This is a genomic window from Kitasatospora sp. DSM 101779 (assembly GCF_025655475.1).
In the GTDB taxonomy this organism is placed as follows: Bacteria; Actinomycetota; Actinomycetes; order Streptomycetales; family Streptomycetaceae; genus Kitasatospora.
The window spans coordinates 4861070-4876283 of record NZ_JAHTIK010000001.1; the positions used below are offsets into that span (position 1 = coordinate 4861070).

The window sequence follows — 15214 nt, forward strand, 5'->3', positions numbered from 1 at the left end:
GTCGGACGATGGCAACCGGCGGATTCGACCCGTGGTCGGCGGCATTCGTCGCCCACCCCTACGACGCGTACGCGGAACTCCGCGCGAAGGCGCCGGTCACCCGGTACGAGCCCAGCAACCAGTGGCTGGTCGCCCGCTACGCCGACGTCTCCGCCCTGCTGCGCGACCGCCGGCTCGGCCGCACCTACACCCACCGCTACACCCACGCCGAATTCGGCCGGCCCGAGCCCGACCCCGCGCACGAGCCCTTCCACACCCTCAACGACAACGGCCTGCTCGACCTGGAGGCCCCCGACCACACCCGCATCCGCCGCCTGGTCTCCAAGGCCTTCACCCCGCGCCGGGTCGAGTCGCTGCGCCCGACCGTCGCCCGGCTGGCCGACGACCTCGTCACCGGCCTGCTCGCCGACGGCGGCGGCGACCTGATCGCCGAGGTCGCCGAGCCGCTGCCGGTCGCGGTCATCGCCGAGATGCTCGGCGTGCCGGAGAGCGACCGGCACCTGCTGCGGCCGTGGTCCGCCGACATCACCGGCATGTTCGAGCTCAACCCGGGCGAGGAGACCGCGCGGCGCGCCGTCCGCGCCAGCACCGAGTTCTCCGACTACCTGCGCGCCCTGATCCGGCGGCGCCGCACCGACCCCGGCGAGGACCTGATCAGCGCCCTCGCCCTGGTCGCCGACGAGGGCGAGGTGCTCAGCGAACAGGAGGTCGTCTCCACCTGCGTGCTGCTGCTCAACGCCGGGCACGAGGCCACCGTCAACACCACCGGCAACGGCTGGTGGGCACTCTTCCGCAACCCCGGCGAACTCGCCCGGCTCCGCGCCTCGGTGGACGAACTGCTGCCCACCGCCGTCGAGGAACTGATGCGCTGGGACACCCCGCTGCAGATGTTCGAGCGCTGGGTGCTGGAGGACATCGAGGTCGGCGGGGTGCGGATCCCGCGCGGCTCCGAGGTCGCCCTGCTCTTCGGCTCCGCGAACCGCGACCCCGAGCGCTTCGCCGACCCCGACCGGCTCGACCTCGGCCGCATCGACAACCCGCACATCACCTTCGGCGCCGGAATCCATTTCTGTCTCGGCGCCCCGCTCGCCAGACTGGAGCTCAACGAGTCCTTCGGCGCACTCCTCCGCCGGGCACCCGGCCTGCGCCTCGTCCGCGAGCCGGCCTGGCGCGCCGGCTACGTGATCCGCGGACTCGAAGAACTGCTGGTCGAGGTCTGACAACACCACTGGAGGCAGCCGTGGGAGCGGCAACGGGGGCACTGCTGGGTCTGGCGATCGGCGACGCCATGGGACGCCCCACCGAGTTCGACACCATGGCGGGCATCACCGCCGGCTGCCCCGACTGGCGCCGGCTCCCGCTGCCCGACCCGGCCAAGGTCACCGACGACACCCAGATGACCCTCGCCCTCGGCCGCGCCCTGCGCACCGCCCTGGAACGCGGCCCGCTCACCCCGCTGCGCCTGGAGCGGCCGCTGCGCGAGGAGTTCGTCGACTGGTGGCGCTCCCCGGAGAACAACCGCGCCCCCGGCCGCACCTGCATGCGCTCCTGCTGGCGGCTCAGCCAGGACGGCAAGCGCTGGCAGGAGGCGAGCGACGTCGGCTCCAAGGGCTGCGGCGCCAACATGCGGGTGGCCCCGCTCGGCCTCGTCCGCGAGCTGACGCCGGCCCAGCTCTCCGGCGCCGCCCAGCTGCAGTCCGGCCTCACCCACGGCCACCCCACCGCGCTCGCCGCCAGCGTGCTCACCGCGTACACCGTGCGGCTGCTCGCCGACGGCGCCGCGCCCGCCGAACTCCCGCGACTGCTCCGCGCGTTCGCCACCGGGCAGCGCGGCCGCTACGACGCGTTCTGGCTCGGCGACCTCGCCGCGCACGCGCAGGACCCGTCGCCGGAGACCTTCGCCACCCGCGGCTGGGACGAGTGCCTCTTCGTCCTCGACCGCCTCGACGCGGCACTGGCCCGGCCCTCCGTCGACACCGACCCGTGCGAGGTCACCGGCGCCGGCTGGATCGCCGAAGAGGCCTTCGCCACCGGCCTGCTGTGCTTCCTGCTGCTGCCCGACGACCCGGTCGCCGCCGTCCGGCGAGCCGCCTTCTCCTCCGGCGACTCCGACTCCATCGCCTGCCTCACCGGCGCCTTCGCCGGCGCCCGGTACGGCGAGTCCGCCTGGCCCGCCGAGTGGGCCGAGCGCATCGAGTACCGCGACGAGCTCCTCGCGCTCGGCGCGCTCTGGGACTGACGCCCGCTCAGTCCGGCAGGACGCCCGCGGCCCGGGCCGCCGCCAGCCACTCGGGGAAGCCGTCCAGCAGCCGGTCGTACAGCTCGGCGTCGGAGAGCGCCCCCGGGTCACGGCCGGCCGGGAAGAAGCCCGCGTTGTCGACCGGCCGGGCCGCCGGCACCGGGAGCTCGTCCAGCCGGTGCAGGAAGGCGAACTCCTGGTCGGCCGGGTCGCCGAAGCCCACGAACTGCCAGTAGAACGGCAGTTCGGCGGCCAGGCAGAGCAGTTCCCGGGCCGCGCCGCGGGAGGTCGGGCCGCCGTCGGTCTGGAACACCACCAGCGCCGGCGCGTCCGCCCCGGACAGCTGGTGGTGCCGGATCACCGCCTTCATCGCCAGGTGGTAGTTGGTGCGGCCCATGTGCCCGAGCTCCGCGTGCAGGGCGGCGATCCGGTCGCGGTGGTCGTCGAGCGCGAGCTCGGCCACCCCGTCCACCTCGGTGGAGAAGAAGACCACCGGCACCCGCCCGTCGTCGTCCAGGTGCGCGGAGAGCGCCAGCACCTGCTCGGCGAAGCGCTGGACGACACCGGACCGGTAGAACGGCCGCATCGACCCGGACCGGTCCAGCACCAGGTAGACCGCGACCCGCACCCCGCGCAGCCCGGACTTCTCCAGGCTGACCCGTGCCGACGCGTAGTGGCCGACCAGCCCCGGTGCGGCCGCCGCCACCTTCTCCAGGCTCAGGCCCACCGTGTCAGCCCCTGGTCCGGAACCGCTGCCGGCCCGCCGGGGGAGCCGCGGGAGCCACGGGAACCGGGGGAGCCGCGGGGGCCACGGGAACCGGCGGAACCGGGGAAGCGGGCGCCGGCGGAGCAGTCGGGGCAGCGGGAGCGGCCGGCTCCTCCGGCGGAGGCAGCAGCGGGTACCGGTCCGCCAGCCCGGCCCGGTCGCCGTCCGCGAAGGCCGCCACCAGGTCGTCCGCCACCTGCAGCACCACGTCCAGGCCCTCCACTTCGGCCGCCCAGTCCGCCGGCAGCCCGGCCGTCCCGTACAGCGCGCCGACCAGGTTGCCGCAGACCGCGCCGGTGGAGTCACTGTCCCCGGAGTGGTTCGCCGCCAGCACCAGTGCCTCCCGGGCGTCCGCCCCCACCAGCGCCGCGTACACCGCGATCGCCAGGCACTCCTCGGCGATCCAGCCGAGGCCCACCTGCTCCACCCGCTCGGGGCACGCCGGGCCGAGCCCGGCCACCCGCACCGCGCGCCGCAGGGCCGCCACCGTCTCCTCGCTGCCGCGGTACGCCCCGGTCTGATCGATCGTCTCCTCGACCGCCCGCCGCAGCTCCGCCCCGTGCACCAGCCGCTCGACGAGCGCCGCGAACGCGCCCGCCGCCAGGTACCCCGTCGGGTGCCCGTGCGTCAGCTGCGCGCAGTCCGCCGCCAGTTCGAACGCCCGCCGGACGCCCAGGCGCGCCAGGCCGAACGGCGCCGAGCGCATCACCGTGCCGCAGCCCTTCGACTGCGCGTTCACCTCGCCGTGCAGCCCGTACGCGACCGGCGGCAGGTAGCCGTACCCGGCGAGCCCGCTGGTGCAGGCCGTCCCCGGCGCCCGCGAGGCGTACAGGAACTCCTGGGCGAGCAGCCAGCCGTCCGGGTGGCGCTCCGGCCCGGGCAGTCTTTGGGTCAGCATCCAGCGCCGGTACGCCCGGTGGACGTCCTCGCGGGAGCCGCCGCGCAGCAGGCCCTCGGCGGTGAACAGCGTCATCTGGGTGTCGTCGGTCACCTCGCCGTGCCGGCCGCCCGCCGCCGGCGAGCGCAGCCCGTCCGGGCCGAAGCGGTCCCGGATGTCCTCCAACCGCTGGAACTCCACCGGCCAGCCCAGCGCGTCGCCGAGCGCCCCGCCCACCAGCGCGCCGCGTACCCGGTCCCGGTACTCCACCATCGTGCTCTCCCCCTCCGCGGCCGCCTCGGCCGTCAGTCCTCGATCGCCCCCGCGCGCCCGTGCAGCGCAGCCCGGTCCGCGGCGGCCCGTCCGGCCGCCCACCCCTCGCCGTCGCTGACCCGCACCCGCTGCGAGACCAGCTTCGGGAACATCCGCCCCACGGTGTCGTCCACCGCCTGCTCGCGGGCCGCCAGCACCGGCAGCAGCCGCTCGTCCGGCGCCAGCTGCTCCGAGGTGCCGTCCTCGCGCAGGTGTCGGCCGGCCGCGGCGTCCGCCGTCGCGCGCTCGGTCGCCTCGGTGAGCCGCTCCCGGATCCGCGCAGCATAGGAGATCAGGAAGGACTGCCGGAACGCCTTCGTCCGCGGCGCGCCGTCCTGGTGCCGGCGGCTGCCCGCCCGGTGCATCGCCGCGGTGCCCTGCACCAGCAGCGAGGTGTACAGCAGCTCCACCGCGTCGAGGTCGGCGTCGAAGCCGATCACCGTGCAGAAGCCGAACTCCTTCGCCCACACCACCCGGCACCGGTTCGCCGCCGCCACCGCGTCCAGCAGCATCGCCTTCGGGCTCTCGTACGGCTGGTCGACCCCGATCCGCAGCGCGGCCGGCGCGTCCTTCGCCGGGCCGCCCGCCGACAGCAGCGCCTCGTCGATCGAGTGCTGCGCCATCAGCTGCTGCGCCTTGGCGGTCAGCGCCTCCGCCTCGTCCGGGTACTCCGTCGACTCGGCCTTCGCCAGCAGCGCCCGGATCCGCCCGAGCATCCGCGGCTCGCCCGCCGCCGGCCGCACCCCGGCCGGCGCGAACGCCCGGCCGCCGCCCTGCTGCCCCGGCACCGGCCCGACCGGTGAGACCGGCGGCAGCAGCGACCAGGTCCGCAGCAGCTCCAGGGCCGCCGTCGCCAGCGCGAACCGGTCCTGCCGGTGCCGGGCGGCGAACTCCGGCAGGTACGCCTCGTCCGACGCCCACCACACCTCGGCCGCCAGCTCGCGCAGCTGCTCCTGCCAGCGCCGGTCCAGTGAGGCCGCGGGGTGCCGCCGGCCCTCCGCCGCGATCAGGTCGACCGCCAGCGCCAGGTGCACCGGCCCCAGCTCGCGCCGCACCACCCGCACCAGGTCGGCGGGCCGCCAGCCGGCCGTCCAGCACCGGCCGACCGCCCGCTCCGCGAACGCCAGCAGCGCCCGGCCCACCTGAGGCCACTGCTCCGGCGACGCGGCCAGCAGCGAGGCGCCGCCGTCCAGCGCGTACTCCAGGGTCTCCGCGGGCGCCGCCACCACCTGCTGCACCGCCGAGGCCAGCAGCCCCTCGACGGCGGAGTCCGCTCCGCCCCTGCCGCTGCGCCTGCCCACGATGCCTCTTCCGTCCGTATTCGTCCGTACCTGCCGGGGCCACGCGGTCCACCGGGTCCACCGGTCCGCCGGGTGCCTGCGAGGACCCGGCCGGACCCGTCCATGATGCCTGAGCGGCTCCGGCCGGCGGGCGGGCCGCGGGCGGGCGCCCGCCGCCGCCACGTGAATCGGTGTTCGCGCCGGGCAACTACTCGGGGCCCTCGCTCGTCCTGCATTCTGTAGGGGCAGCACGCGCAGCCGACGCGCGACGGGGTGTCAGGGAGGTGGCCGCATGGCCGTAGAGCCGTGGAGGCATCCGCAGCAGCCGTACGGCCCGCCGCCGCAGCCCTGGCAGCCGGCGGCCAGCCCGCAGTCCGCGATGCGCGCCGCCCACGCGGACCGCGAGCGGACGGTCGACGTGCTGAAGGCGGCCTACGCCGAGGGCCGGCTGACGGCGGAGGAGTACTCGCAGCGCTTCGACCACGCGCACCGCGCACAGACGTACGGTCAGCTCGCGCAGCTGGTCGCCGACCTGCCGTCCGGGCCGATGGTGGCGCCGATGGGCGCGGCCGTGCCGGTCGTCCCGCCGACCTTCATGCCGCCGCCGGTGCCGTACGCGCCGCCGCGCACCAACGGCATGGCGATCGCCTCGATGGTGCTGGGCCTGCTCTGCCTGCCGACCTTCGGCGCGCTGGGCATCCCGGCCGTGGTGACCGGGCACATCGCGAAGTCGCAGCTGCGCGCCGGCCGCGAGGAGGGCGACGGCATGGCGACCGCCGGCCTGGTGATCGGCTGGCTGTCGGTGGCGGGCTGGGCGCTGATGATGCTGCTGGCCGTGGTGTCCTCGGCCTGACGCGGCGTGTCCGTTCCGTCCCGCCGGTCGGGACGGCGGCCGGGCGGGGTGGCGGCCCCGCCGGATGTGTGGTAGGACGGCCGGACGTTCCCGCACCGTTCCGGTTGTCCCAGGCTCGCCCGGGTGAGCAGCGGCGTTGCATTTGTTTTGACCGCCGCCGATGCGCTAGGTACGCTCTGATTCGTGCCTGGGGTGTCCCCGGGTCCTTGTGCGTGCCAGTTGACCGGCAGCCGTAGCAGAGCGCTGATCCCGCTCTCGCCGTGCGAGCGCCGTCGCTGTCCATCAGCTCATGGGATTCCGCGATTCCTCCGCCGGGAGACTCGACACACCCGACCGCGTGGGTCGGTGGGTCGAGGGGCGCCGCAGGTTAGTTTTACGCAGCCTTGGCACACAGAAAACGGAGAAACGGTGCCTACGATCCAGCAGCTGGTCCGAAAGGGCCGGCAGGACAAGGTCGAGAAGAACAAGACGCCCGCTCTGAAGGGTTCGCCCCAGCGTCGCGGCGTCTGCACGCGTGTGTACACGACCACCCCGAAGAAGCCGAACTCGGCTCTGCGTAAGGTCGCCCGTGTGCGCCTCACCAGCGGGATCGAGGTCACCGCCTACATCCCGGGCGAGGGCCACAACCTGCAGGAGCACTCCATCGTGCTGGTCCGCGGTGGCCGTGTGAAGGACCTTCCTGGTGTCCGCTACAAGATCATCCGCGGCTCCCTCGACACCCAGGGTGTCAAGAACCGCAAGCAGGCTCGCAGCCGCTACGGCGCCAAGAAGGAGAAGTAAGAATGCCTCGTAAGGGCCCCGCCCCGAAGCGCCCGGTCATCATCGACCCGGTTTACGGCTCCCCGCTGGTCACCTCGCTGGTCAACAAGATCCTGCTGCACGGCAAGCGCTCCACCGCCGAGCGGATCGTGTACGGCGCCCTCGAGGGCGTCCGCGAGAAGACCGGCGCCGACCCGGTGGTCGCGCTCAAGCGCGCCCTGGAGAACGTCAAGCCGACCCTCGAGGTCAAGTCCCGCCGTGTCGGTGGCGCGACCTACCAGGTGCCGGTCGAGGTCAAGCCCGGCCGTGCCAACACCCTGGCGCTGCGCTGGCTCGTCGGCTACTCCCGCGCCCGTCGCGAGAAGACCATGACCGAGCGTCTGCTCAACGAGATCCTCGACGCCAGCAACGGCCTCGGCGCGTCCGTGAAGCGTCGCGAGGACACCCACAAGATGGCCGAGTCCAACAAGGCCTTCGCGCACTACCGCTGGTAGTCCGAACCCCGTCACTAGACAGAGAGAGAACGAGCCACCATGGCTGCAACCTCCCTTGACCTCGCCAAGGTCCGCAACATCGGGATCATGGCGCACATCGACGCGGGCAAGACCACCACCACCGAGCGGATCCTGTTCTACACCGGTGTCTCGTACAAGATCGGTGAGGTCCACGATGGCGCTGCCACCATGGACTGGATGGAGCAGGAGCAGGAGCGCGGCATCACCATCACGTCGGCCGCGACGACCTGTCACTGGACGCTCGACGGCGTCGACAACACCATCAACATCATCGACACCCCGGGCCACGTCGACTTCACCGTCGAGGTGGAGCGCTCGCTGCGCGTGCTCGACGGTGGCGTGACGGTGTTCGACGGCGTCGCCGGCGTCGAGCCCCAGTCCGAGACCGTGTGGCGGCAGGCTGACCGCTACGGCGTCCCGCGCATCTGCTTCATCAACAAGCTGGACCGCACGGGCGCCGACTTCTACTTCTGCGTGCAGACCATCGTGGACCGCCTCGGCGCCACCCCGCTGGTCATGCAGCTCCCGATCGGCGCGGAGTCCGACTTCGTCGGCGTCGTCGACCTGGTGAAGATGAAGGCCCTGGTCTGGTCGCCCGAGGCCACCAAGGGCGAGATGTACGACGTCGTCGACATCCCGGCCGACCTCGCCGACAAGGCCGAGGAGTACCGCGAGGCCCTGCTCGACACCGTGTCGAACGTCAGCGACGAGGTGATGGAGCTCGCCCTGGAGGGCGAGGACATCCCCGAGGAGCTGCTGGTCGCCGCGATCCGCAAGGGCACGCTGAACTCGGACTTCACTCCGATCTTCTGCGGCTCGGCGTTCAAGAACAAGGGCGTTCAGCCCCTGCTCGACGCGGTTGTGAAGTACCTGCCGTCGCCCCTCGACATCGAGGGCATCGAGGGCACCAAGCCGAACAACCCCGAAGAGAAGATCGTCCGCCAGGCCTCGGACGACGAGCCGCTGGCCGCCCTGGCGTTCAAGATCATGTCCGACCCGCACCTGGGCAAGCTCACCTTCGTCCGCGTGTACTCCGGCCGCCTGGAGTCCGGCACCTCGGTGCTGAACTCCGTCAAGGGCAAGAAGGAGCGCATCGGCAAGATCTACCGCATGCACGCGAACAAGCGTGAGGAGATCGACTCGGTGGGCGCCGGCGACATCATCGCCGTCATGGGCCTGAAGCAGACCACCACCGGTGAGACGCTGTCCGACGAGAAGCAGCCGGTCATCCTGGAGTCCATGGACTTCCCGGCCCCGGTCATCCGCGTCGCGATCGAGCCCAAGTCCAAGGGTGACCAGGAGAAGCTGGGTGTCGCCATCCAGCGTCTCGCCGAGGAGGACCCGTCCTTCCAGGTCAACACGGACGAGGAGACCGGCCAGACCATCATCGCGGGTATGGGCGAGCTGCACCTCGAGGTGCTCGTCGACCGTATGCGCCGTGAGTTCAAGGTCGAGGCCAACGTCGGCAAGCCGCAGGTCGCGTACCGCGAGACGATCCGCAAGGCCGTCGAGCGCATCGACTACACGCACAAGAAGCAGACCGGTGGTTCGGGTCAGTTCGCGAAGATCCAGATCGCGATCGAGCCGCTGGAGTCCGGCGAGGGCTACGAGTTCGTCAACAAGGTCACCGGTGGCCGCGTGCCGAAGGAGTACATCCCCTCGGTCGACGCCGGTTGCCAGGAGGCCATGGAGTTCGGTGTCCTCGCCGGCTACCCGCTCCAGGGCGTTCGCGTGACCCTGCTCGACGGTGCGTCGCACGACGTCGACTCGTCCGAGCTCGCGTTCAAGATCGCCGGTTCGATGGCCTTCAAGGAAGGCGCCAAGAAGGCCGGTCCGGCCCTCCTGGAGCCGATGATGGCCGTCGAGGTCACCACGCCCGAGGACTACATGGGCGACGTGATCGGCGACATCAACTCCCGCCGTGGCCAGATCCGGGCCATGGAGGAGCGTCACGGTGCGCGCGTCGTCAAGGCGCTCGTGCCGCTCTCCGAGATGTTCGGCTACGTCGGTGACCTGCGCAGCAAGACCTCTGGTCGCGCAAGCTACTCGATGCAGTTCGACTCGTACGCCGAGGTTCCGCGGAACGTGGCGGACGACATCATCGCCAAGGCCAAGGGCGAGTAAGGCCGGCTCCGCCGGTCAAGGGTTCGGCCCGTTATTCGGGACGAATCCGACCCCTTAGGCTAGAAGGAGGTAACCCGGGGCGAATCCCCACGGATTCCCCCGGGCCCTCCCGGCACCCCACCCCGCGGGACGGCATGGAGCGCTACCAGCGCCCCGTTCCCAATCCCGATCAAAGACCAACTGACGTCGTACGGCGTACAGAACTGTCCTCAGGAGGACTGCAGTGGCGAAGGCGAAGTTCGAGCGGACGAAGCCCCACGTCAACATCGGCACCATCGGTCACATCGACCACGGTAAGACCACGCTGACCGCGGCGATCACCAAGGTGCTGCACGACGCGTACCCGGACATCAACCCCTTCACGCCGTTCGACCAGATCGACAAGGCGCCGGAGGAGCGGCAGCGCGGTATCACCATCTCGATCGCGCACGTCGAGTACCAGACCGAGGCGCGTCACTACGCCCACGTTGACTGCCCGGGTCACGCTGACTACATCAAGAACATGATCACCGGTGCGGCCCAGATGGACGGTGCGATCCTCGTCGTCGCCGCCACCGACGGCCCGATGCCGCAGACCAAGGAGCACGTCCTCCTGGCCCGCCAGGTCGGCGTCCCCTACATCGTCGTCGCCCTGAACAAGGCCGACATGGTGGACGACGAGGAGATCCTGGAGCTCGTCGAGCTCGAGGTCCGTGAGCTCCTCTCCGAGTACGAGTTCCCGGGCGACGACCTGCCGGTCGTCCGCGTCTCGGCGCTGAAGGCGCTCGAGGGCGACAAGGAGTGGGGCGAGAAGCTCCTCGGCCTCATGCACGCCGTCGACGAGTCGATCCCGACCCCGGCCCGTGCCACCGAGCTGCCGTTCCTGATGCCGATCGAGGACGTCTTCACGATCACCGGTCGTGGCACCGTCGTCACCGGCCGCATCGAGCGCGGTGTCCTCAAGGTCAACGAGACCGTCGACATCATCGGCATCAAGACCACCAAGACCACCACCACGGTCACCGGTATCGAGATGTTCCGCAAGCTGCTCGACGAGGGCCAGGCCGGCGAGAACGTCGGTCTGCTCCTCCGTGGCATCAAGCGCGAGGACGTCGAGCGCGGCCAGGTCATCATCAAGCCGGGTTCGGTCACCCCGCACACCGACTTCGAGGCCCAGGCCTACATCCTGTCGAAGGACGAGGGTGGCCGTCACACCCCGTTCTTCAACAACTACCGCCCGCAGTTCTACTTCCGTACCACGGACGTGACCGGCGTCGTGACCCTCCCCGAGGGCACCGAGATGGTCATGCCGGGCGACAACACCGCCATGACCGTCGCGCTGATCCAGCCCGTCGCCATGGAGGAGGGCCTGAAGTTCGCCATCCGTGAGGGTGGCCGCACCGTCGGCGCCGGCCAGGTCACCAAGATCGTCAAGTGACGATCTGACCCCGGCCTGTCGTAGCCAGGCTCGCCGCAAGGCAAACGGAAGGGCCCGCCCCCTCCGTCCGCGAGGACGGGGAGGGGCGGGCCCTTCCGCCGTTGCGCCGCGGGCTCCGCGCCGCCCGTCCGTGTGGAGCCCGCGACCGTGGGAACGGCCCGTGCATGGGGGCCGCGGAGCGAGGACAGCGGCGGACCGGGCGGTGGCCCCTCCCCGCCGGCCGAGGGGCGGCCCTGGGAAATCCGTTCGAGGGCGGCTGGCATAATCCTGCGGGGGGATCCGCCCGCCGACCCGGGGAGAGCGGTCGGCGTTCGACGTCTGAAAGCCGACGGGCCGCGACGCGGTCGACGCTGAGGTCGTGGCGGTGAGCAACGGTGCCTGTGTCATGGACGACGCCCGGGCTCCTGCCTCGGACACGCATCGCACTGGGTCGATTTCAAGGAGAGGCCGGAATGGCAAGCCAGATGTTGGCCTGGAGAGTCCGGGGGAAGGAGCCCGCACCCGCTGGGATCCGGCCCGGCCGCAGTGCGCACGATCGCCGATGGCAGGTCCTGGTGGCGGTGCTGGCGGCGTCGTGGGCAGTGCCGTTCGCACTGAACGCCGCGGGACTCGATCTCGTCCTCCTCCCGATCCTCCTCCTCTCCATCGCATCCACCGTCCGGATCGGCGGCGTGCTGCTCGATCGACTGGTGGCTTCCGGTCTGCTGCTCTGTGGTGCCCTGCTGGTCCTCGGCCTTCTCGCCTCGGTGTGGCCGTGGGGGCTGTCACCGGTTCCCGTCTCCGGTGTGCTGTTGACCGCGGTAGGCGGTGCCGCCTGGTGGAGCGGGCGGCAGCCCAACCTGCCCTGGCGGGTGCGCGGCACCGACGCCGTGGTGCTCGGCACCGCTGCAGTGGTCTGGCACTACGTCCACCACCCGATTGCGGGGAAGAGCCCCGTCGAGCGCTTGGGTGCGCTGGTCACCGCCGAGGACCGCCTGACCCATCTCTCGATCTTCGACACCATCCACCGGGTCGGTGGTTACGCCTTCCTCCACCAGGAGGCTGCCCGGGTCTCGTTGCAGCCGCCGACCGAGGCGGTGTATCCCGAGGGATCGCACCTGATCCTCGCCTGGCTGGACGTGTTCCGGACTTCGAGCACCGAGCTCGGCTCGATGGTCGCGGCCGACAACCGGTACTTCACGTACGTCCTCGCCGCGTACGCCCTGCTGTGCGCCGCGGTGGTGTGGGCCGCCCGCTGGGTCGGCGGGCCCCGGTTGCGCGGATGGCGGGCGGCGGTGGTCTGCAGCACGGTCGCTGCCGTCATGATCGCAACCCCGGCCGCGATCATGATTCCGGCGGGCTTCGACTCCGAGCTGATCGGGCTGCTCTTCCTCGTGGTGGCCGTGGCCCTTCTTGTCCGATCGGCGATGGGCCGGACGGAGTTCGTGCTGGTCGGTGTCGCCGGCATGGTGACGGTCGCGTACACCTACAACATCTACGCGGTGTTCATCGGCGCAGCCCTGCTGGCGGCCCTGGTGGTCAACCGGCGCCGCTTCCGTGCTCGCCGGCTGGCGATCTGGCTGAGTCTTGTGGTCGGAGGCGCCGTCGCCCTGGTGCCCAGCGTCATCATGGTGCTGTCCGACTTCGACGTGAAGAAGCAGGCCGTCACCGGCGGCGCGATGATCCCGATGGACCGGTCCACCCTGGTGGGTCTCGGACTGCTCGGCCTCGTGGCCGGTCTGATGCCGCGCAACCGGCGGATCGGAGCCGTTCAGAGCCTCCTGCTGACAGTGGTCTCCGGCTGGGGCCTGCTGCTGGCCTTCGCCGCGTTCCAGATCTACGAAACCGGCAAGCTCTCCTACTACTTCGAGAAGATGGCCGTCGGCGGGTTGATGCTCGCGCTGGTCGCGCTCGGCGGCGCCGGCTACCTGCTGCGTCCGATCGCCCGGAAGGGCTTCGTCTCGCGCAGGGCGCAGCGCTGGACCGAGCCCGTGGCCGCCGTTGCGGCAGCGGCCGCCGCACTCAGTCTCTTCGGCGGGGTCCAGTGGGGTGTGCCCTCCGTGGCGGGAAAGCCCTCGGCCTGGCACGAGTCCGAGCTGGCGCGGTGGGGTCGTGGCGAGCACATCGGAAAGCTCGGCCCGGCCGCAGCGGCCTTCGCGACCAGGGACATCCAGCGGGTCAGCGCGCCGGTTCTCACCCTGTACACCAACGACGGCTACTCGAACTGGCGGATGACCTTCTTCGCCCAGACCCTGCTGCACCGTGCGGGCGTGGTGCCGCAGTTCGACGAGATGCTCAAGGTACAGATCGGCGGCCGGCCGGAGGACGAGCAGAAGTACCGGGACTCGCTCGTACACCTCCGGACCGCCATCGGCCGGTCGCCGGTCCCGCCCACCCTTCTCGTGGGGGACAAGCAGGTCGCCGAACGTCTGGACCGGGACCTCAACGGGTCGGGAACGAGGACGGCATCCGTTCTGTACGCGCCGATGGCGCCCTAGACCAGCGCTTCGCGTCGAGCGGGCGTGCCGCTGGCGGCTCGGTGAGTGAGGCGGTGGTCGTGGCCGTTCCGGAGCGCTGCGGCCATCGCCGGGACGTGCCGAGCGACCCGGCGCGCAAGCCCTCGAACGCCTGCCCATCGTGCCGTTCCAGGTCGCGCCGGCCCTTGAGGTGTCGTTGACGGCTTGAGGAGCTGGCGGACCGCTCTGAGCCGGGTGTTCACCGCATCGGACGGCCTCGTACGTGAAGGACGGCCGCGGGAGAACACCACTGGGTTGTCCTTGGCCCGGTACCGGACCTCGAAGGTCTCGCATGTGGCCGGGGCCGGGCACCGATGGAGGGCTACTGCCTCTGCCACTGCGTCGGCGCGCGGCTGCGCGTGGTGCAGCGGGGCCGCGCTGCGCAGGACCGCGCCGCTCAGGAGGTGGACGGCTCCTTCGGCCGGCGGTGGAACCCGCCCCTGAGCCGCAAGGCCGGCGCCTCCACGACGTGCCACGAGAGGAGGGCCAGTCCCGCGGTCGTCACTGCGGCCGAGACGAGGTAGCAGAACAGGCCCGCTCGCGGAACGCCGAACACGGCCAGCCCCTGCTCCACCGCGAAGCCGTAGATGTAGACACCGTAGGAGTAGTCCTGCCGGCGACCGATCCTTCGGAACGGCTCGGGCAGGCGTACGGCCAGCCACAGCGTCAGATAGGTCAGCGCCGGGAAGCCCACGGGGAGCAGACCGCCCCACCACAGGGAGGCCGCAAGGGCCGTCGCGCAGACCACCGCGAGGCCGTCGTGCACCGGCAGGCGGCGCTGGTGGACCTGTGCGGCGGCACCGAGCAGGAAGGCGTACGCGAGGTCGACCGCCAGGCCCAGCGACACCTCGCCGACCACCGGAACGGCGAGGTGGAAGGGGCCGCCCCCGAGGCTCCGCCCGAACAGCCATCCGGCCGACTCGGCGACCCAGAGCAGGGCGGCGGGCACCGCCAGCATCGCCGGTGCCCGCCGCAGCACCCCTGCGACGGCGAACAGCGCCACCAGGAGATAGCAGAGAGCCTCGTACTTCAGCGACCAGAGGGCGCCGTTGATGTTCGCGTTGTGGTTGGTGCCGCGCTCGATGCCCTCGACGAGGACGTCCGAGACGTCCCAGCTGCCGTCGGTGGGAGATGCCCCGAGGAGGTAGCGCAGCGGACCGTGGGGGTGCTCCCAGAACCCTCCCAGGCCTCCGTGTTCCTGCCAGTACAGGACAGGCATGATCACGAAGCCGGTCACCAGGACGGCCGCCAGCAGTCCAGGGGCGATGCGCAACGCCCGGTTCCGGAGGAACCGCAAGGGCCGGGTACGGCGGCCACTGGCCGTGATGAGGAAGCCAGAGAGGACGAAGAAACCGGTCACCGCGAGTCTGCCCAGGTCCGTCTGCCCGCCGCTCGCGGCCCACAACGGGTCCCGCCGGCCGTAACCGAGCGGGAAGAGGTGCGAGACGAGGACGGCCCCGGCGAGCATTAGACGGAGGGCACCGAAGGCGTTCGCCCGCCCCAGCGACTCGGCGAGCCCGCCGTGGGACTTGCTCCAGCTCCATGCACGCATGCGACCTCTTGCATCCGCTGAGGGG

12 protein-coding genes are annotated in these 15214 nt (G+C 71.5%); 8 read left to right on the plus strand and 4 right to left on the minus strand.

Going from position 1 to position 15214, the window contains the following annotated elements:
• The first annotated feature begins 8 nt into the window (after positions 1–8).
• Positions 9–1220, plus strand: coding sequence for a cytochrome P450 (locus KSNIM_RS22170; RefSeq protein WP_263104932.1), 1212 nt, complete (start codon positions 9–11; stop codon positions 1218–1220).
• A 68-nt stretch (positions 1221–1288) separates the two neighbouring features.
• The gene (locus KSNIM_RS22175) at positions 1289–2239 is read left to right on the plus strand and encodes an ADP-ribosylglycohydrolase family protein (RefSeq protein WP_411543880.1); all 951 of its coding nucleotides are present in this window, start codon (positions 1289–1291) and stop codon (positions 2237–2239) included.
• 7 nt (positions 2240–2246) lie between these two features.
• On the opposite strand, the gene KSNIM_RS22180 is transcribed toward KSNIM_RS22175, so the two are convergent.
• From KSNIM_RS22180 to KSNIM_RS22190, 3 genes are read right to left on the minus strand one after another with little or no spacing between them, the layout of a single operon-like run.
• The gene (locus tag KSNIM_RS22180) at positions 2247–2966 is read right to left on the minus strand and encodes a VWA domain-containing protein (RefSeq protein ID WP_263104934.1); all 720 of its coding nucleotides are present in this window, start codon (positions 2964–2966) and stop codon (positions 2247–2249) included.
• A gap of 4 nt (positions 2967–2970) precedes the next feature.
• Positions 2971–4155: an ADP-ribosylglycohydrolase family protein gene (locus KSNIM_RS22185; RefSeq protein WP_263104935.1), complete on the minus strand. Its 1185-nt coding sequence runs from the start codon at positions 4153–4155 to the stop codon at positions 2971–2973.
• Between the two features lie 32 nt (positions 4156–4187).
• Positions 4188–5498, minus strand: coding sequence for a DUF2786 domain-containing protein (locus KSNIM_RS22190; protein ID WP_411543881.1), 1311 nt, complete (start codon positions 5496–5498; stop codon positions 4188–4190).
• Between the two features lie 268 nt (positions 5499–5766).
• Here KSNIM_RS22190 and KSNIM_RS22195 point away from each other — a divergent pair, with 268 nt between their 5' ends.
• The 6 genes from KSNIM_RS22195 to KSNIM_RS22220 all read left to right on the plus strand — a co-directional run bounded on the left by KSNIM_RS22195 (position 5767) and on the right by KSNIM_RS22220 (position 13619).
• Complete coding sequence (locus KSNIM_RS22195; RefSeq protein ID WP_263104937.1) at positions 5767–6327, plus strand: DUF1707 and DUF4190 domain-containing protein; 561 nt, start codon at positions 5767–5769, stop codon at positions 6325–6327.
• Positions 6328–6735: 408 nt separating this feature from the next.
• Entirely contained in the window at positions 6736–7107 is a 372-nt protein-coding gene (rpsL, locus tag KSNIM_RS22200; protein WP_014144289.1) for a 30S ribosomal protein S12, read from the plus strand.
• A gap of 2 nt (positions 7108–7109) precedes the next feature.
• Complete coding sequence (gene rpsG, locus KSNIM_RS22205) at positions 7110–7580, plus strand: 30S ribosomal protein S7 (RefSeq protein WP_030263556.1); 471 nt, start codon at positions 7110–7112, stop codon at positions 7578–7580.
• Between the two features lie 39 nt (positions 7581–7619).
• Positions 7620–9725, plus strand: a complete 2106-nt coding sequence (gene fusA, locus KSNIM_RS22210; protein ID WP_263104938.1) for an elongation factor G — start codon at positions 7620–7622, stop codon at positions 9723–9725.
• Between the two features lie 223 nt (positions 9726–9948).
• Positions 9949–11142, plus strand: a complete 1194-nt coding sequence (gene tuf, locus KSNIM_RS22215; protein ID WP_030263551.1) for an elongation factor Tu — start codon at positions 9949–9951, stop codon at positions 11140–11142.
• 581 nt (positions 11143–11723) lie between these two features.
• Positions 11724–13619 (plus strand): hypothetical protein, encoded by a 1896-nt coding sequence (locus tag KSNIM_RS22220; RefSeq protein WP_263104939.1) that lies wholly within the window; start codon positions 11724–11726, stop codon positions 13617–13619.
• A gap of 415 nt (positions 13620–14034) precedes the next feature.
• Here KSNIM_RS22220 and KSNIM_RS22225 read toward each other — a convergent pair whose 3' ends face one another.
• Positions 14035–15189, minus strand: a complete 1155-nt coding sequence (locus KSNIM_RS22225; RefSeq protein ID WP_263104940.1) for an acyltransferase family protein — start codon at positions 15187–15189, stop codon at positions 14035–14037.
• Positions 15190–15214 lie beyond the last annotated feature (25 nt).